Consider the following 17981-nt stretch of genomic DNA (forward strand, 5'->3'; position numbering starts at 1 on the left):
TCCCCAACGCTTAGCCCTTTGCGTGATAGCCGTAGAGCCAGTCGAAATCGCTGAGGAACGCCTCTGAGGGCCGTGTGGAAAATACGAAGTCCCTGGCAATTCGGACCGGGCCTTTCGCATGATAGGCAAAACGATTGAGAGAGGCCCGCTTGCGGGCCTTATCTATGCGCGGCAGGCGCAGAGCCTCGAAGGCGGCGAGGGCTTGCGGCAGGGGCAGGGAGGCTCCACCGCCGCTGCCTGCCATTGTTCCCGCAAGTTCAAACGCATCCTCTATCGCCATGGCGGCGCCCTGTGCGGCGAAGGGCATCATGGCGTGGGCCGCATCGCCGATCAGTACCGTATCGCGGCCATTATGCCAGCGTCCGGGGCCGGCCTGATAGAGCGGCCAAAAGGTGGGGTTCTCAGCCTTTTCCAGCAGCCGCAGCAAATCCGGGCTCCAGCCGCGAAACTGTTCGAGCAGCATGGCTTTCTGCCGTCCGCTCGATTCTGCCCGCCATGTCGCGCCGGGATCGGTGCCAAGCGCGATGGCGACGATGTTGAAACCGCCGACTTCCTTCAGCGGATAGGCGACGACATGGCCGCCCGAACCGAGATAGGCCGTGACGGCGCTTTTATTGATGGCGGGTGGGACGTCGTTTTCGCTGACCGTGAAACGCCAGGCAATGTTGCCGGAAAAGGTGGCTGTCGGCGCGGAAGGCACGGCAAAACGGGCCGCCGACCAGACGCCGTCGGCACCAACGATCAGATCGTGATCGCGGAACGTGGTTGCGGCGATAACATCGACCGTTGCGCTTTCGATGCGCTTGCCGAGATGCAGGCGGCAGAGCGGATTATCCTTTACCGCATTCAGAAGCGCGCTTTGCAGCGTCGATCGGTGAAGCACGCCATAGGGTGCGCCCCAGCGTGTGCGGGCCACCGCGCCCATTGGCAGCGACAATAGCGTGGCCAGTGACTTGCCGGAGGCGAGATCGACGCTGACCGGCTCGGTCCAGCGCGCCTCGATCTCGGGCATTACGCCGAGTTCGGCGAGAATGCGGGCGGCGTTGGGGGAGAGTTGCAGGCCGGCGCCGACTTCCGTCAGCTCGCCTGCCTGCTCGATGATGTCACAATCGATACCGTGCCGGGCAAAAGAAAGGGCAGCGGTGAGACCGGCGATGCCGGCACCGACAATGGCTACGGATTTTATGGGCATGATGCGCCCCGATCAGCAAAAGTGGAGGTCAGGCGGCCTTCACATGGAAGACGCAGCCCGGAGGGTTGGTCTGCTCGGCCTTCAGCGACGGATTGTAGCGGAAAAGGGTGGAGCAGTAGGAACAGACCTTCTCGTTGTCGTCGCCCATATCGATGAAGATATGCGGGTGATCGTAAGGCACGGAAGCGCCGGTGCACATGAATTCCTTGACGCCGATCTCGATTACGCTGTGTCCGCCATCGTTCTGGAAGTGGGGAATGGAATGCCCGGCCATGTTCGTCTCCAAATGCAATATCGTTATCGAGCCGCAATCCGTCGTCGCGCAACGGCTCTTCGTTGCGGATATGTAGCCTCAAACGCATTGCATCTCCATAAAAATCGTCAGGAAAACATGTTCAATCTTGTGCTTTCCTGCCATATGGTCCGGCAAAAAGGATGTCCTTGATGAATCTCAACCTGCCGCAATTTTCAGATTTTTCCCATGACGGCCTGCGCCTTGCTTATTTCGATGAGGGCGATCCGGCGGGTGATCCGGTTTTGCTGATCCACGGCTTTGCCTCCAGCGCCAATGTCAACTGGGTGCATCCCGGCTGGTTGAAGACGCTGGGGGAAGGGGGCTACCGGGTGATCGCCATCGACAATCGCGGCCATGGCGCAAGCGACAAGCCGCATGATCCCGACGCCTATTATCCGCCCGTCATGGCGGGGGACGCGGTGGCGCTGCTCAATCATCTCGGCATCGCGGAAGCGCATGTGATGGGTTATTCCATGGGTGCGCGCATTTCTGCCTTCCTTGCCATGGCCCATCCTGAGCGTGTCCGCTCGCTGGTATTCGGTGGGCTCGGCATCGGCATGGTTGAAGGCGTGGGCGACTGGGATCCGATCGCCGAGGCGCTTCTCGCACCTTCGCTTGATGTCGTTACCCATGAGCGCGGCCGCATGTTCCGTGCTTTCGCCGACCAGACGAAAAGCGACCGGCTGGCGCTTGCCGCCTGTATCGAAACGTCGCGGGTTCTTGTTACGCCTGAACAGGCGGTAAAGATCGATGCACCCACATTGATTGCGGTCGGAACGAACGACGATATTGCCGGATCGGGCGCGGAACTCGCCGCGATCATGCCGCATGCGCGGGCAATCGACATTCCCGGCCGCGACCATATGCTGGCCGTTGGAGACCGGGTGTTCAAGGCGGCGGTGCTGGAATTTTACCGCTCGCTTTGATCTGGAGAATTTCCAGGAAATGCGGAGCCCGGTTTTTCGTGCGGAAATGCGGCGACGCTCAGGACGGCAAGAAACGGTTTTTCATGCTGCATGAAGAAAAACTGAAGCTTTGCCGTCTTTAAAGTCGTCATTCGAATCCCATTTCTAATGCACGTCTTTTTCTGTATAAAGAACGACCACTGCAAACGAGGAGACCATTCATGGTCGCACGTACCGAGGCCCGTCAGCCCGAACAGCTGGCGATCGTCGATCCGATCTGGGGCAGCCTGCTGCATGAAGCGCGTAGCGCCGCAGCTCAGGACCCGCTGCTTTCCGCTTTTCTTTATTCGACGATCCTCAATCACCGGTCTCTCGAAGAATGTGTGATCTATCGTATCTGCGAACTCCTCGATCATCCCGACATGCAGGCCGTGCTTCTGCGCCAGACCTTCCAGGACATGCTGGATGACTGGCCGGAATGGGGCAGCGTGCTGCGTGTCGATATCCAGGCCGTTTATGATCGCGACCCGGCCTGCACGCGCTTCATGGAGCCGCTGCTTTATTTCAAGGGCTTCCATGCCATCCAGACCCATCGCCTTGCGCATTGGCTGCTTGCGAAGGGCCGCCGGGATTTCGCGTTTTACCTGCAAAGCCGCTCATCGAGCATTTTCCAGACGGATATCAATCCGGCCGCGCGTATCGGCAAGGGCATCTTCCTCGATCATGCCACCGGACTGGTGGTTGGTGAGACCGCAGTTATCGGCGACAACGTTTCCATCCTGCATGGCGTGACGCTCGGCGGCACCGGCAAGGAGGGGGCGGACCGCCATCCGAAGATCGCCAATGGCGTGATGATCGGGGCGGGCGCGAAAATTCTTGGCAATATCGAGATCGGCAGCTGCTCGCGCATCGCCGCTGGTTCGGTGGTGCTGAAACCGGTTCCGCCGAAGACCACCGTGGCCGGTGTTCCGGCGCGCGTGGTGGGAGAAGCAGGGTGTTCGGAACCCTCGCGTCTGATGGACCAGGTTATCGGGGCCGATATCTGACAGGTCGTGAATATTGCGCTCGTCCGTGTGGAAGACACGGATGATGCGCCGCTTTCACTTTACTTTGGCCTTTGTCCCATGCCAAAAGCGGCCCAACCCGAACCGCACAGGAGAATAGTGGTGAAAGCCGACGAAATCAAAAAACTCGACGCCTATTTCAAGCGCACCTTCAACGAGAAGATGATTGTCAAGGCGCGTCCGCGCAAAGACGATTCCGCCGAAGTGTATCTTGGCGAAGAGTTTCTCGGCGTCGTCTACATCGACGACGAAGACGGCGACCGCTCGTACAACTTCTCCATGGCGATCCTCGACGTGGATCTGTGATCGTCACCCTCAGGTGACATATTCACCAATAATAGTCGCCCGCGGTGATCACACCGCGGGCGATTTGTTTTAGCGCTGCGTGATCTTCATCATCAGCCGGTCCTGCGGCCGCAATGTCACCCGCATCAGCGGTTCCGCCGCAGCAGTGGTTCTGTTTTCGAGATGGACGGTCTGCAGAAGAACGGCAAGGATTGCCACGGCCTCCATCATGGCAAAGGCATTGCCGATGCAGACGCGCGGGCCGGCGCCGAAGGGCATATAGGCATAACGGTGACGCGCCTTGACCTTTTCAGGCTCGAAACGCGACGGGTCGAAGCGTTCGGGTTCATCCCACAATGCGGCGTGCCGGTGTACGGCATAGATCGGCACATAAAGAACCGTTCCGGCTGCAATGTCGTGCTCCCCGAGCCTGAAATCCTGCAGCGCCGTGCGCGTGATGACCGGGGCAGGCGGGTAGAGCCGCATCGCCTCCGAAAACACCTGTCGGGTGTAGGTGAGGTTGGCGATATGTTCGGCCGCGACAGGCTCGCCGCCGGTGATGGCCTCGATCTCCTCGACAAGTTTTCTTTCAATTTCTCTGTTCTGCGACAGAAGGTGGAAAGTCCAGGCTAGGCCGAGCGCCGTCGTTTCATGGCCGGCAGTGATGAAGGTTAGAAGATTGTCGATGATTTCCTCATCGCTCATCATGCGTCCGGTCTCCGGGTCTTTGGCTTCCAGCAGCATGGAGACAAGATCGGTTCGGTCGGTGGGGTTTTGCCGCCGGCCGGCAATCACCGTTGCAAGGCTGGCGCGCAGATAATCGACGGCGGCGCGGGATTTGCGCCGGCCGGGATGGGGCAGCCATTCCGGCGCGCCCAGCATGGCGAGCGCGAAGGTCCAGCCTGTCGGCTTCAGATAATCGGTAATGCTCTGTTCGACACGCGCAATATCGATGCCATATCCGCCGGACATCATGGTTTCGACGATGATGTCGAAGGTGGTGCGCATCATCTCATGGCCGATATCGATGTCGCCAGTCGAAGGGGAGCGCCAGCGCACTTGCGTGCGACGCGCCGTTTCGATCATGGCCGGCAGCAATTCCAGCAGCTTTTCATGCCGGAAGGCGGCCGCGACGGATTGCCTTTGCCATTTCCAGTGGTCGCCATCGGCGGTCAGCAGACCCTGACCGAGTGCGGGACCGAGCACCCGGCGGACATCTTCACCCTTGCCAAGAACGTGGGCATTTTTGACCAGAGCCTCGTGGATCAGCACGGGATCGGCGAGATGCACGCGCATCGCGCCGCCGAGCCGAGTGAAGACCGCCGGTTCGCTGAAAATATCCGGCGGTAGAGCTTTTAACGGATTGCGGACAAGCGAGATTGCAAGACGCGCCATGGCAAATTTTGACAGGGGCTCTGCCCCGGTCTTGTCCATGGGTGGGGTGTGAAGGCCGGTTCCGATCATCGACAGCTCCTTATTCGCGTTTGAACAATGGGATTTTGCTGTTAAGGTGTGTACCTTATTTTTGGTATTTAGGGTGTATGCCTTAGGTTTCAATGGTGGGGCAAGATTTTGATGAAGAGCAAAGAGGCAGAGCGACCGGCGCGAGCGCGCACGCGCGACAGAATTCTGGACGCCGCCCTCGAACTGTTCAACGGGCGCGGGCCTGATCGCGTGACGACTGCCGAAATCGCCCTTGCGGTCGATATTAACGAGGGCAATCTTTATTATCATTTCCGCACCAAGGAATCGCTGGTTCTCGCGCTATTTGCGCGGTTCGAAGCCGATGCGATGATGCTGGTCGCAACCGTTGACGGGGCAGACGAGACGGCGGCGGCCACCTATGCCGGTTTTCTTCGGCAATGGTTCTCGCTGGTGTGGAATTACCGCTTTCTGTTTCGCGATCTGGTCGGCCTGATCGCACTGGCACCATCACTGGTGGAGCCGGTCAGAACCATAAGCGCTGCGATGCGACTGGCGGTTGGCGACATTGTCGGCCGCATGCAGAATGCGGGTCTGGTGACTATTCCCGAGAACGAGCGCGACGCGGTTTTGACCAATCTGTGGATCGTCTCCACCTATTGGGCGGCTTATCTCAATCTTCAGGAAGGCGTCAGCGAATTCGGACCGCAGCAGCTGGATTGGGGGCTGCAGCAGGTCTCCAGCCTCTTCAGGCCTTACCTTTCCGCTGAGGCGGCAGCCGAGCTTGAAGCGCTTGCCGAGAGCGAAGAATAATATCTCCGGCTGGAGACATGTTTGGTCATGCAAAAAAACGCCCGCGACGGGATGTGTCGCGGGCGTTTATCATTCTGGCCTGTTGATTGAGGCGTCAGGCCGCTTTCAACAGATCGCCGTGCGGGTCGAGGACGAACTTGGTTGCCGCGCCCTGGTCGAAGCTTTCATACCCCTGCACGGCATCGTCGAGCGCGATGATCTTGGCATTGACGATGTCGGCGATGGGCAGGCGGTCATGCAGGATCGCCTGCATGAGCTGGCGGTTATATTTCAACACCGGCGTCTGGCCGGTGTGGAAGGATTGCGCCTTTGCCCAACCGAGGCCAAAACGCAGGGACAGGGCGCCCTGCTTTGCTGCATTATCAACCGCGCCGGGATCTTCGGTGACGTAGAGGCCGGGGATGCCGATAGAGCCGGCGGCGCGGGTGATTTCCATCATCTGGTTGAGAACGATGGCCGGCTGTTCGCCGCCGGAATGGCCGCGTGCCTCGAAACCGACGGCGTCGATGGCGCTGTCGACTTCGTTGGTGCCGACGATTTCGGCAATCATGTCGCCCAGCCGGTCACCCTTGGAAAGATCGACTGGCTCGAAACCGACTCTCGCCGCGTGGGCGAGACGATCCTTGTTGAAATCACCGACCATGACGACGGCCGCACCGAGAATGCGGGCGGAGGCGGCAGCGGCAAGACCGACCGGGCCGGCACCCGCGACATAGACCGTGGAGCCGACACCGACGCCCGCCTTGACGGCGCCGTGGAAGCCGGTCGGCAGGATGTCAGACAGCATGGTGAGGTCGCGGATCTTCGACATCGCCTTGTCGCGATCGGGGAATTTCAGGAGGTTGAAGTCGGCATAGGGGATGGTGACATAACGCGCCTGTCCACCGATCCAGCCGCCCATGTCGACGTAACCGTAAGCGCCGCCGGCGCGTGACGGGTTCACCGTCAGGCAGACGCCGGTATCCTGCGACTTGCAGCAACGGCAACGGCCGCAGGCAACGTTGAACGGCACCGAGACGATGTCGCCGATTTCGAGCATCTCGACATCGACGCCCTTTTCGATGACTTCGCCGGTGATTTCGTGGCCAAGGACGAGGCCCGGCATGGCCGTGGTGCGGCCGCGCACCATGTGCTGGTCGGAGCCGCAGATATTGGTGGAAATCACCTTGAGAATAACGCCGTGTTCGATACGGCGGCCATCCGGCGCCTCAAGCTTGGGGTCGTCGATGTCGCGGACCTCGACCTGTCCGGGCTTCAGGTAAACGACGCCTCTGTTCCTGCTCATATCCATCTCCTCCTCGGGTTGAAAGCCAATGCCGGCCCGCTCCTCCGCGGACAGGATATCGTCGAAATACGCGCCTGAACCGGTGTCCGGTTCGAGCGGAATTTTTCGGCGAAGGGATGGAAAGGGGAATGGTTGCGTGTCGATAAAAGACGCAGCCTGCCTCCCGATCACCGCCCGCCGCAGCCACCGGCATTTCGCCGGTGTTCCGACTGTTCCACCTCGAAATTCGAAGCGGAACCGGATGGCAGCAGCAAACCATGCGGGGCGCGGCTTGTCGTTCGGAAATACGACACGCTTTGTGGCCGTAACGACACCGGCTTTCGCCAGCCGTCACTGTCGCGTTATCGGTCGATGGATTTCCTCAAGCGGCCGGCGGCGTCCTGAATATATTGCCACGCAACGCGGCCGGAGCGGCCGCCACGGGTGGTCGCCCATTCCAGCGCTTCGTGATGCAGGGTTTGCCGATCCAGTCCCAGATCGAAGTGTTCGGCATAGCTGTCGATCATCGTCAGATAGTCTTCCTGGCCGCATTTATGGAAGCCGAGCCACAGGCCGAAGCGATCGGACAGAGAGACTTTTTCCTCTACCGCTTCCGACGGGTTGATGGCGGTCGATTGTTCGTTTTCCATCATGTGTCGTGGCAGCAGATGGCGGCGGTTGGAGGTCGCATAGAACAGGACATTATCCGGCCGCCCTTCGATACCACCATCGAGCGCCGCCTTCAGCGATTTGTAGGCCGTGTCGTCGTGATCGAAGGAGAGATCGTCGCAGAACAGGATGACGCGCTGATCCGAGATTTTCAGTATGTCGAGCAAAGCGGGCAGGGTGTGGATATCCTCACGGTGCACTTCCACCAGTTTCAGGGGAACGCCGCTTGCAGTGCGCACATCTTCGTGAACCGCCTTGACCAGTGAGGACTTGCCCATGCCGCGTGCGCCCCACAGCAGCACGTTGTTGGCGGGAAAACCATCGGCGAAACGCAAGGTGTTTTCATGCAGGATGTCACGCACATGATCGACGCCGCGAATGAGTTTGAGCGCGATGCGGTTGGGGCGGGGGACCGGTTGCAGGAAGGAATTGACCGGCGACCAGACAAAACAATCGGCCGCATTCCAGTCGTTTACGGCGGGGGCCGGGCCGGCCAGCCGCTCCACGGCAACGTTCAGCCGGCGCAGTTCGGCAAGAAGCAGGGTGGCTGTTTCTTCTCGAATCATGGTGTTTCTTCCGCTTGTCTGGTGTTCAAAACTCTGTTTTGCGACCGGCCTAGCATGGCGTTTCCGGCCCATAAAGGTTAAGAGGTCCGGAATCGGTACGGCGTGGGCCTTGCATCTGTTGCAATCCCGGCGTTCCCCACTATATTCCGGCGGCTTGAAAGCTGGGGCGGCATACGAGGTCGTGCCGTAATCGTTGAGGAGTTTTATATGTTCATTAGTCAAGCTTTTGCCCAGGACGCAACGGGCGGCGCATCGGCCTTCGGTTCCGGCCTGGAAATGCTTTTCCTGTTTGCGCCCCTTATGGTCGTCTGGTACTTTTTCCTCATCCGCCCGCAGCGCGCGCAGATGAAGAAGCGCCAGGAAACGCTGACCAGCATTCGCCGTGGCGATCAGGTCGTTCTTGGCGGCGGCATCGTTGGCAAGGTGACCAAGGTCATCGACGACAGTGAACTCGAAGTCGAAATCGCCGAAGGCGTGAAAATCCGCGCTGCCCGCGCTTATATTGCCGAAGTGCGTGTGAAGGGTGAAGTGGTCAAGACGGAAGCCGCTTCCTGATCCTGCCGGATAACCGGACGCCCGATTGCGAATTTTGACGGGTTGCGCTGTCCGCGCAACCCCAACCCTGACCGAGATCGAAATGCTTCATTTTTCCCGTTGGAAAACAGTCTTCATCTGGCTGCTTGTGCTGGCAAGCGTCTTCATCGCCTCTCCTAACCTGTTTTCGGAAAAACAGCTGGAGAGCATGCCTGCCTGGTACAAGGACAACAAGGTAACGCTCGGTCTCGACCTTCAGGGCGGCTCGCACATCATGCTCAAGATCGAGCGTTCCGACATTGTCAAGGAACGGCTTGAGACGATTGTCGGCGATGTGCGCACGCAGCTTCGCGACGCCAATATCCGCTATTCGGGGCTTGCCGGCAACGGCCAGCAGATTCAGGTTCGCATCAGCGACCCCGCCCAGCTGGAAGCCGCCAAGACGGCGCTTCGCGATCTGACGCAGCCGGTATCCGCCGGAACGCTGGTCGGCGGTTCCATCACCGAAGTGACGATGAGCGATGGCGGCGACAATCTGCTGCGGCTCAATCTCACCGACGAAGGCGTTGATTACCGCCTGTCGTCGGCCGTGTCGCAGTCGATCGAAGTCGTGCGCCGCCGTGTCGACGAAGTCGGCACCACCGAGCCGCTCATCCAGCGTCAGGGTTCCGACCGCATCATCGTTCAGGTGCCGGGCCTTCAGGATCCGCAGCGCCTGAAATCGCTTCTCAACCAGACGGCAAAGCTGTCCTTCCGCATGGTCGACACTACCATGCCGGTGCAGGAAGCGATGAATGGCCGTCCGCCCGCAACCTCAGAAGTTCTCTATTCACAGGACGATCCACCGGTTCCCTATCTGGTGGAGCGTCGTGCTCTCGTTTCCGGCGACAATCTCGTGGATTCGCAGGCGAGCTTCAACCAGCAGACCAACGAGCCGGTCGTCACCTTCCGCTTTGACAGCCGCGGCGCGCAGCGCTTTGCGCAGGCGACGCAGCAGAATGTCGGCAAGCCTTTCGCCATCGTGCTTGATAATCAGGTGATTTCCGCACCTGTCATCCGCGAGCCGATCATCGGCGGTTCGGGACAGATTTCCGGTAACTTCTCGGTGCAGGGTGCAAACGACCTCGCGGTTCTCTTGCGTGCGGGCGCACTTCCCGCCACGCTGACCGTCGTTGAAGAACGCACCGTCGGCCCGAGTCTTGGTAACGACTCCATCACGGCGGGTCTCACGGCAAGCGCCATCGGCGCCGTCGGCGTCCTCATCTTCATGTTCGTCTTCTACGGCTTCTTCGGCCTGCTGGCGAACATCGCTCTCATCGTCAACGTCGTCATGCTGCTCGCGGTCCTCAGTGTGATCGGATCGACACTGACCTTGCCGGGTATTGCCGGTATCGTCTTGACCATCGGCATGGCCGTGGATTCCAACGTTCTGATCTATGAGCGAATACGCGAAGAAGTGAAGAGCGGCAAACCGCTGATCCAGTCGCTGGATAACGGCTTCACCCGCGCCTTTGCGACCATTATCGACGCCAACCTGACGACGCTCATCGTGGCGAGCGTGCTGTTCTACATGGGCACCGGTCCGGTCAAGGGCTTCGCGGTCACGCTGGCCGTCGGTATCATCACCACCGTCTTCACGGCCTATACGCTGACCGCTTGGATGTTTGGCTACTGGGTTCGTCGCAGCCGTCCGAAACATCTGCCGAAGGGTGTCCGCACCGCCATGTTCGATGGCCGCGACATTCCGTTCATGCGCTACCGCCGCGTGGTGTTCATGATCACCGGCGCCATCATGCTTGCCTGCGTCGGCGGTTTCATGGCCAAGGGTCTGAACCTCGGTATCGACTTCCAGGGCGGTTCGGTGATCGAAGTGCGCGCCAAGCAGGGCGAGGCGGATCTTGCTGATATTCGCGATCGTCTGAACCAGCTCAATCTGGGTGAAATCCAGGCGCAGAACTTCGGTACGCCGCAGGATGTTCTCATTCGTATCCAGGCGCAGGACGGCGGCGAAAATGCCGAGCAGTCCGCCATCACCCTGGTGCGCGGTGAGCTTGAGGACAAATATGATTTCCGCCGCGTGGAAGTCGTCGGTCCGGCCGTGTCGGGTGACCTTACCTATACGTCCACGATTGGCATCCTGCTCGCCATGACGGGGATCATGATCTATATCTGGGTGCGCTTCGAATGGCAGTTCGCACTCGGCGCGGTCATCTCGATGGTGCATGACGTGGTCTTTACCATCGGCCTTTTCGTCTTCCTGGGGATAGAGTTCAACCTCACCAGTATCGCGGCGATCCTGACGATTATCGGTTATTCGCTGAACGATACCGTGGTGATCTACGACCGTATCCGCGAAAACCTCAGGCGATATAAAAAGATGCCGCTGTCGATGGTCATCGACGTGTCGCTGAACCAGACGCTGTCACGCACCATCCTCACCGGTCTGACGGTGCTTCTGGCGCTGCTCGCGCTCTACCTCTTCGGCGGTGAGGTTATCAGGTCCTTCACCTTCGCCATGCTGTTCGGTGTCGGTATCGGCGTGTTCTCTTCACTCTATATCGCCGCTCCGGTGCTGATCGCCTTCAAGCTGCGTCCCGACAGCAAGGATGCGGAAGACGAAAAGGATGAAAAGCCCGGTAACGCCATCGGCGGCAAGCCTGCCGTCTGATGGCCGGCGGGATCGAAATACGCCCGGCCCATTTTCCCGGCCGGGCGCCCATCGATGCCTATGGCAATGGCGGTTTCCGTTTTGCCGACATGTCGCATCGCGGCTCGCTTCTGCTCGTGCCTTCCGGCATTCATGGCTGGGAGCCGGTTGATGCGAAAGAATTGACCGTCGGGCATTTCGAAAAGGTTCTGGCGGAAGCGCAGGACATCGAGGTGCTGTTGATCGGTACGGGTGACGGCATGCGTGTTCTGCCGAAGGAACTGCGCGCCGCCTTTAAGGAGGCGGGCATTTCGGTCGATCCAATGAGCACGGGTGCTGCCGTGCGCACCTATAATATCATGCTTTCGGAATCGCGCGCCGTAGCTGCGGCGCTGATTGCCGTCGAAGGCTGACAGGACGTTTCGCGCGGGGAACCATGGCACCCACAGAAAATCTTGACGTCTGCCTCGCGACGCTGCGCGACACCGATCGCGACCGCTATCTCGCCTGTCTTCTGTCTCCCGCCGATAGACGCAATTCTCTGGCGGCGCTTTACGCTTTTAATGCCGAAATTGCCCGTATCCGCGATTCCGTGCGCGAGGCGTTGCCCGGCGAAGTGCGCATGCAATGGTGGCGCGATCTGCTTGAGGGCAATGCGCATGGCGACAGTCTGTCCCATCCCGTTGCCGCGGCTCTTTTGACGGTTATCGAGCAATATCGCCTGCCGCGTCCGGTGCTGGCCAATATGATCGAGGCGCGCATCTTCGATCTCTATGACGATCTGTTCGAGGATCGTAACGCGCTTGAGGGTTATGCCGGGGAGACCGCTTCCGCCCTGATCCAGCTGGCGAGCCTCGTGCTCTCGGCGGAAGACGCTCCGGCAAGTGCGGAGGCGGCCGGACATGCGGGCGTCGCGCAGGCCATGGCCGGAATTCTGCTGCTGATGCCGCTGCATCGCCGTCGCGGGCAGGTCTATATTCCCGCCGACATGCTCTCGGCCGCCGGGCTTGATCGTGAGACCTTTCTCGAAGGTGACGACAGGCAACGCATCGGCATCGCCATTGAGCTATTTGCCGCCCATGCGCTCGATCATCTGGAAAAGGCAAGACGCGCGAAGATTTCCAGGGCCGTCTTTGCCGCCTATCTGCCTGTTGCCCTGTCTGGACCGGTTATCGTCGCCGCCAGAAAGGCCGGCGTGGGCGTGTTCGACGGTGAGTTGCAGCTGTCGCAGCTTCGCCGGCAATGGCTGCTGGCAAAGGCGTCGTTCCTGAAGCGATTCTGATTTTCGATCCGCGCCGCGTCGTTCGTAAGCCACACTTCACACAAGTCTCGATCTCTATGAACCTGAATCAGGTTCGCGTCGTTTGATTCGCGAGTCGTGATGTTTCGGTGCTGAGGGAGCGTCCCCGATGAATATGGCGATTTGGATTATCGTCTTCGTGCTGCTTTCGGTCTTTGCCGTTTATGCCTGGCGCATGACGCGGGCGACGGATGAAGACAACAGTCATGATGTGGGGCAGGCGATCATGGATTTCGCCCGCGCCTTTCCCAATGAGGCGATCCGAAGCCTGCATATGACGGTGGATGGCGGTGCGGCCTTCGTGCGGCTGCACGACAACAAGGCCGGCTTCATGCGCAATATGGGATCGCACTATGTCTGCGTGATGATCGACCCCGAGCGGATCAGGGTCGAGAGCCTGGAAAGCGGCGACGGTTTTGTCGTCACCTTCTTTGACATGCCGAAATATAGCGGCTCATACCGCTTCAAATCCGCCGGTGAAGCGGCCGAGGTTTCCTTGTGGCTGCTTGGCAGCCTTGTGGAGGCGCAGGACCATCATGATGAGGGACCGCTGCCCTCCGGCACCTGAGCCCTCGTCATTGCCCGTCGAGCGGCGGGGTGGCTTGGGCCTGCTTGCTTTCCCGCCAGATGATGAACAGGCCGGATGCGACGATGATGAGGATGCCGAGCCATTTTGACGGCGTCGGGAAATCCGAAAACAGCGCATAACCGAGAACCGTCGCCGAGATGATCTCGAAATACTGGAACGGCGCCAGAAGCGACAGCGGCGCAAGCCTGAAAGCCCTGACAATCAGCAGATGCATGTAGCCGGATATCGACCCAAGCAGGATGAGCAGGACAAGCGCAAAGCCGGATTGTGGAAGCGACATCGTGAAATCTTTGTCGCCCAGCGCATCGCCGGCCAGAAGCACCGCGCCCATGAATATCGTGCCGGCAATGCCGGACATGGTCTGCATGACCAGCGGACTGTCGGCATCGCCGATGGCGCGGTTCAGGAACAGGTAAAGCGTATAGAGAAAGGCGCAGGCGACCGGCAGCAATGAGGTCCAGCCAAAGATTTCAAAACTCGGCTGAATGACGATCAACGCACCGCCGAAACCGACGACGATCGCCGTCCAGCGCTTCCAGCCGACTTTGTCACCGAGGAAGAGGGCCGACATCATCGTCAACATGAAGGGCTCGACGAAATAGATCGCAAAGACATCGGCGAGCGGCATGTATTTGACGGCGGCAAAGAACATCAGGCTGGCCGAGGCATGCAATACACCGCGCAGGCAGTTCATCCACGGGCGTTTAGCGCTGAACAGGGCTTTCGGCGAGACCAAGAGCAGTAGCGGCAGGGTGCAAGCCACCTGAAAGAAGAAGCGGTAAAAGGTCACCTGCGCCGGCGACATGCCGCCGCTGACCGCCATATATTTGGCAATCGCATCCATGACCGGCAACACGAACATGCAGCCCGCCATGATGGTCATGCCCTTGGCGACGTCGCTGAAACCGGTCTGGCTGGTCATGGGTAAGGCTGCGCTTTCGACCAGAAGGTCCAACGAGGAAAGGGGCGCCGGTAGGCTGCCCCCTTCTTCAAAGGTCAGGCGGCTTTCTGGCGGGGCAGGCTCTTCATATCAATGACAAAACGATAACGCACATCGCTTTTTATCATGCGTTCATAAGCGTCATTGATCTGACTGATATCGATCATTTCAATTTCGGCGGCGATGCCTTTTTCGGCGCAGAAATCCAGCATTTCCTGGGTTTCGGGAATGCCGCCGATCATCGAACCGGCAAAGGTCTTGCGGCCGGGGATGAGGCTGAAGGCGTGGACGGAGAGCGGCTTTTCCGGCGCGCCGACCTGCACCAGGGCGCCATCGCGTTTCAACAGCGCGAGATACGAATCGATGTCGTGATCGGCGGCAACCGCGTCGATGATGAGGTCGAGGCTGGAAGCGGCCTTCTTCATCTGTTCGGCGTCGCGCGAAACGATAACCTCATGCGCGCCGAGTTTCTTTGCGTCTGCCGCCTTGCCGGGCGATGTGGTGATCATCACCACTGTCGCGCCCATGGCATTGGCGATCTTGACGGCCATATGACCAAGACCGCCGAGACCCACGACGCCGACACGCTTGCCGGGGCCGGCATTCCAATGGCGCAGTGGGGAATAGGTGGTTATGCCTGCGCAGAGCAGGGGCGCTGCGGCTGCCGGATCGAGTCCTTCTGGAATATTGAGCACATAGCGGTCATCCACCACCACATGGGCGGAATAACCGCCGAGCGTATGCGCGCCGCCGCCCATGGCCTTGTCGGGCGAATTATAGGTGCCGGTCATGCCGTTTTCGCAATATTGCTCCAACCCTTCGGCGCAGCTCGCGCATTCACGGCAGCTATCGACGATACAGCCGACACCGACACGGTCGCCAGCCTTGAACTTTGTGACGTCCGAACCCAGCCGGGCGACGCGGCCGATGATTTCATGGCCGGGAACGCAGGGATAAAGGGAACCCGGCCATTCGCTGCGGGCCGTGTGGATATCCGAGTGACAGACGCCACAGAATTCAATCTCGATTTCGACATCGCGGGGACCCGGATCGCGGCGCTTGATCGTCGCGAGCTTCATCGGCGAAGAACCGTCATCGCAGGCATAGGCGGACGTTGTGAACATGGTCGTTCCTCCTCTTGTGGTGATCGATGCAGGAAACTCCGGCCGGCGCCAAAGGTTGCGGTGAGATCAGCCGCCGGATCCGGCCTCGGGCACTGCCGGGCCGAAAACCTCCTCGAAGGCCTCGCGCAGCAGAACGTCGACATCGCCGATCATAACCGGCAATCCGAGATCGACAAGGCTGGTGACGCCATAGGCGCTGATGCCGCAGGGAACGATGCCGGAGAAATGCCCGAGGTCGGGGTCAACATTGATCGACAGCCCGTGAAAGCTCACCCATTTGCGCAGACGGATGCCGAGTGCGGCGATCTTGTCCTCGGCCATGCCGCCACCGGGCAGAAGAGGTTTTTCCGGCCGCCTGACCCAGACGCCGACCCGATCCTCGCGCCGCTCGCCGCGGACATTCATCTTGTCGAGCGTGCGGATGATCACATCCTCCAGTGCCGCCACATAGGCGCGGACATCCTGACGGCGTCGTTTCAGGTCGAGCATGACGTAAACGACCCGCTGCCCCGGGCCATGATAGGTATATTCACCGCCGCGGCCCGTGGCGAAGACGGGGAAGCGATCCGGCTCGATGAGATCGGCGGCGTCGGCGCTGGTGCCGGCGGTATAAAGCGGCGGATGCTCCAGAAGCCAGACAAGTTCGTCGGCCTCGCCGCTGGCGATGGCCGCAACTTCGCGCTCCATTTCCTCGACCGCCTGTCCGTAAGGGACGAGACCGTCGGAGATTCGCCAGCGAACGGGCGGCGAACCGGCGACGGGCAGCATATTTGTCTCGATATCCGTGCGTGTGAGCATGAAAAAGTCCTTTCCACAGCCTTCTCGCAAAATGGCGGGACGGCGGCAACCCCAGCATTTCCGGGCTTCCTGCATATAGGGTGGGCCAGGGTGATTTTTAATTTCAAAAAACTGTCACGACGCTCTTGTGCACCGAAAATCCTTTTGCTACATGCACCCCCGTCGGCGCAAGTCGACGCCTACCACGATGCGGTCGTGGCGGAATTGGTAGACGCGCAGCGTTGAGGTCGCTGTGGGGCAACCCGTGGAAGTTCGAGTCTTCTCGACCGCACCAAAGAAACCCGCTTCGGCGGGTTTTTTCTTTTTTAGCCAATTGGTTAGGTCTTCGCTTTGCGAAGCGGGAAGGTCTATCGGTGTAGATCGGGCGTGATCCGGCTGCGTCAATGTACCTTTATACTACAGCCGGAGCGCTATGCGTTGAGGGCGGCAAAATTATAGATCTGCCAGTCGGGATTCAGCGTCGAACAATATTCGAAGCAGTCCCGTTTTCCTGATGGTTTCCATCACCGACCCGATAGGGGTCACCATCCATGACCTGATCCATTCGCCAGCCGCTTCCGCGATATGGACTTTCCCACGTCTGACAACCTGTGAGAACGACAGTCATCGTCAGCAGTCCAAAAGTAAGAGCGGTTCGCAGCATATTAACCTCCTTCGAAATGTTATCGCAAAGCTATGTAGGTGCAGGCAGGGCGCTTTGCGATGTCTCTCCAGGATTTATCGGTCCTTTGAGAACAATATCGGGATTCGATCGTTATAAAATTTCGGTGGATATCGATGCACGCTGCAGTAGCTGGACGGTTCCCCCTACAAAAACGAGGGGTGGAATATTAGAGGTCTGGTGTTAGCTTTTGTCAGAAAAAAATGTCCGGGGGTTTTCGTGCTGGGAGACAAGACGGATTCGGACAATGCGCTCGGTTATTATATGTGGAGCATTTCCGATAACAGGCTGATCATGGATGCGGTGACTGCGGAATGCCACGGGTTCTCCGAACCGGCGGCGTCGCGCGGGGTGACGATCGAGGAAGTCCTTGAAAAAATTGATTTGGAAATGCGCGATCGCGTGGCTCAGGCCATTTTCGACAGCATAACCACCGGTGTGTTCTTCGATCAGCGCTACAAGGTCAATTTGCCGGATGGTTCAGTGCGCTGGATCGTGGCGAAGGGCAGGGCGATTTTTGATGCGGACAATACACCGTTTCTGGGTATTGGCAGCGTTCGGGATATTACGCTCAAGAAACCCTACCAGTTCGAGCCTCGCCAGTAGCTTACAGGTTTCTCACAAAAAGAGGCGGCTTTCGCCGCCTTTTTCCGTTCGCGCTTCACCGGGACATCAGAAGACCGCGAGATATTTCAGCAACGAAATAATGCCGATGATGATGACGATGATCTGCGCGATCTGTTTCGCGCCGCCGCCGACGGGCAGTCGTGCGATGAGCCACAAGACGAGCACGATCACCAGGAAGGTGATCAGAATGCTGACGAGCGTAGATGTAACCATATGTCCCAGCTCCCTTTTTAATCAATCTCAACGGCCGTTCACCGTTGCGTGAGTAAAAGCGCGAGGCTAGCTT

General features: G+C 59.3%; 19 protein-coding genes and 1 tRNA gene. 11 read left to right on the top strand and 9 right to left on the bottom strand.

Features of this window, described 5'->3' with window-relative positions:
* Window positions 1-10: 10 nt before the first annotated feature.
* Window positions 11-1192, bottom strand: a complete 1182-nt coding sequence (locus tag AKG12_RS07560) for an FAD-dependent monooxygenase (protein ID WP_046800089.1) — start codon at window positions 1190-1192, stop codon at window positions 11-13.
* 28 nt (window positions 1193-1220) lie between these two features.
* Window positions 1221-1466, bottom strand: coding sequence for a zinc-finger domain-containing protein (locus tag AKG12_RS07565; protein WP_046800090.1), 246 nt, complete (start codon window positions 1464-1466; stop codon window positions 1221-1223).
* A gap of 170 nt (window positions 1467-1636) precedes the next feature.
* Between AKG12_RS07565 and AKG12_RS07570 the strand changes: the two genes are divergently transcribed.
* The 3 genes from AKG12_RS07570 to AKG12_RS07580 all read left to right on the top strand — a co-directional run bounded on the left by AKG12_RS07570 (window position 1637) and on the right by AKG12_RS07580 (window position 3762).
* Window positions 1637-2413: an alpha/beta fold hydrolase gene (locus AKG12_RS07570; RefSeq protein ID WP_052818594.1), complete on the top strand. Its 777-nt coding sequence runs from the start codon at window positions 1637-1639 to the stop codon at window positions 2411-2413.
* 200 nt (window positions 2414-2613) lie between these two features.
* The gene (gene cysE, locus AKG12_RS07575) at window positions 2614-3438 is read left to right on the top strand and encodes a serine O-acetyltransferase (RefSeq protein WP_046800091.1); all 825 of its coding nucleotides are present in this window, start codon (window positions 2614-2616) and stop codon (window positions 3436-3438) included.
* A 120-nt stretch (window positions 3439-3558) separates the two neighbouring features.
* Complete coding sequence (locus AKG12_RS07580) at window positions 3559-3762, top strand: DUF3126 family protein (protein WP_003502851.1); 204 nt, start codon at window positions 3559-3561, stop codon at window positions 3760-3762.
* Window positions 3763-3831: 69 nt separating this feature from the next.
* Here AKG12_RS07580 and AKG12_RS07585 read toward each other — a convergent pair whose 3' ends face one another.
* A complete protein-coding gene (locus AKG12_RS07585) occupies window positions 3832-5205 on the bottom strand; it encodes a cytochrome P450 (RefSeq protein ID WP_052818398.1) in 1374 nt (457 codons plus the stop codon).
* Between the two features lie 111 nt (window positions 5206-5316).
* Here AKG12_RS07585 and AKG12_RS07590 point away from each other — a divergent pair, with 111 nt between their 5' ends.
* The gene (locus tag AKG12_RS07590) at window positions 5317-5976 is read left to right on the top strand and encodes a TetR/AcrR family transcriptional regulator (protein ID WP_052818399.1); all 660 of its coding nucleotides are present in this window, start codon (window positions 5317-5319) and stop codon (window positions 5974-5976) included.
* 94 nt (window positions 5977-6070) lie between these two features.
* On the opposite strand, the gene fdhA is transcribed toward AKG12_RS07590, so the two are convergent.
* Together fdhA and AKG12_RS07600 are read right to left on the bottom strand one after the other, a co-directional pair.
* Window positions 6071-7261, bottom strand: coding sequence for a formaldehyde dehydrogenase, glutathione-independent (gene fdhA / locus AKG12_RS07595; RefSeq protein ID WP_046800115.1), 1191 nt, complete (start codon window positions 7259-7261; stop codon window positions 6071-6073).
* A 341-nt stretch (window positions 7262-7602) separates the two neighbouring features.
* A complete protein-coding gene (locus tag AKG12_RS07600) occupies window positions 7603-8475 on the bottom strand; it encodes an ATP-binding protein (protein WP_052818400.1) in 873 nt (290 codons plus the stop codon).
* Window positions 8476-8682: 207 nt separating this feature from the next.
* Between AKG12_RS07600 and yajC the strand changes: the two genes are divergently transcribed.
* From yajC to AKG12_RS07625, 5 genes are all read left to right on the top strand, one after another.
* Window positions 8683-9030 carry a preprotein translocase subunit YajC gene (yajC, locus tag AKG12_RS07605; protein WP_046800095.1) on the top strand — a complete coding sequence of 116 codons (348 nt, stop codon included), beginning with the start codon at window positions 8683-8685 and terminating at the stop codon, window positions 9028-9030.
* Window positions 9031-9112: 82 nt separating this feature from the next.
* Window positions 9113-11677 (top strand): protein translocase subunit SecDF, encoded by a 2565-nt coding sequence (gene secDF, locus AKG12_RS07610; RefSeq protein ID WP_052818401.1) that lies wholly within the window; start codon window positions 9113-9115, stop codon window positions 11675-11677.
* Window positions 11677-12069, top strand: coding sequence for an Mth938-like domain-containing protein (locus AKG12_RS07615; protein ID WP_046800097.1), 393 nt, complete (start codon window positions 11677-11679; stop codon window positions 12067-12069). The genes secDF and AKG12_RS07615 overlap by 1 nt, the downstream gene beginning before the upstream one ends.
* A 23-nt stretch (window positions 12070-12092) precedes the next feature.
* Window positions 12093-12938 carry a phytoene/squalene synthase family protein gene (locus AKG12_RS07620; protein ID WP_052818402.1) on the top strand — a complete coding sequence of 282 codons (846 nt, stop codon included), beginning with the start codon at window positions 12093-12095 and terminating at the stop codon, window positions 12936-12938.
* A 127-nt stretch (window positions 12939-13065) separates the two neighbouring features.
* Window positions 13066-13524 (top strand): hypothetical protein, encoded by a 459-nt coding sequence (locus tag AKG12_RS07625; protein WP_046800099.1) that lies wholly within the window; start codon window positions 13066-13068, stop codon window positions 13522-13524.
* A 7-nt stretch (window positions 13525-13531) separates the two neighbouring features.
* On the opposite strand, the gene AKG12_RS07630 is transcribed toward AKG12_RS07625, so the two are convergent.
* The 3 genes from AKG12_RS07630 to lipB form a co-directional block, all read right to left on the bottom strand.
* A complete protein-coding gene (locus tag AKG12_RS07630; RefSeq protein ID WP_052818595.1) occupies window positions 13532-14467 on the bottom strand; it encodes a DMT family transporter in 936 nt (311 codons plus the stop codon).
* Window positions 14468-14541: 74 nt separating this feature from the next.
* Entirely contained in the window at window positions 14542-15609 is a 1068-nt protein-coding gene (locus tag AKG12_RS07635; protein ID WP_052818403.1) for an NAD(P)-dependent alcohol dehydrogenase, read from the bottom strand.
* 66 nt (window positions 15610-15675) lie between these two features.
* Window positions 15676-16407, bottom strand: a complete 732-nt coding sequence (lipB, locus tag AKG12_RS07640) for a lipoyl(octanoyl) transferase LipB (RefSeq protein WP_046800101.1) — start codon at window positions 16405-16407, stop codon at window positions 15676-15678.
* A 189-nt stretch (window positions 16408-16596) separates the two neighbouring features.
* Between lipB and AKG12_RS07645 the strand changes: the two genes are divergently transcribed.
* Window positions 16597-16681 (top strand) — tRNA-Leu (locus AKG12_RS07645).
* 567 nt (window positions 16682-17248) lie between these two features.
* Window positions 17249-17674 (top strand): PAS domain-containing protein, encoded by a 426-nt coding sequence (locus AKG12_RS07650; protein WP_082178758.1) that lies wholly within the window; start codon window positions 17249-17251, stop codon window positions 17672-17674.
* Window positions 17675-17740: 66 nt separating this feature from the next.
* Here AKG12_RS07650 and AKG12_RS07655 read toward each other — a convergent pair whose 3' ends face one another.
* Window positions 17741-17908, bottom strand: a complete 168-nt coding sequence (locus AKG12_RS07655; RefSeq protein WP_003495928.1) for a Thivi_2564 family membrane protein — start codon at window positions 17906-17908, stop codon at window positions 17741-17743.
* Between the last annotated feature and the right edge of the window lie 73 nt (window positions 17909-17981).

The sequence above is a fragment of the Agrobacterium sp. SUL3 genome (assembly GCF_001263295.1).
In the GTDB taxonomy this organism is placed as follows: Bacteria; Pseudomonadota; Alphaproteobacteria; order Rhizobiales; family Rhizobiaceae; genus Agrobacterium; species Agrobacterium tomkonis.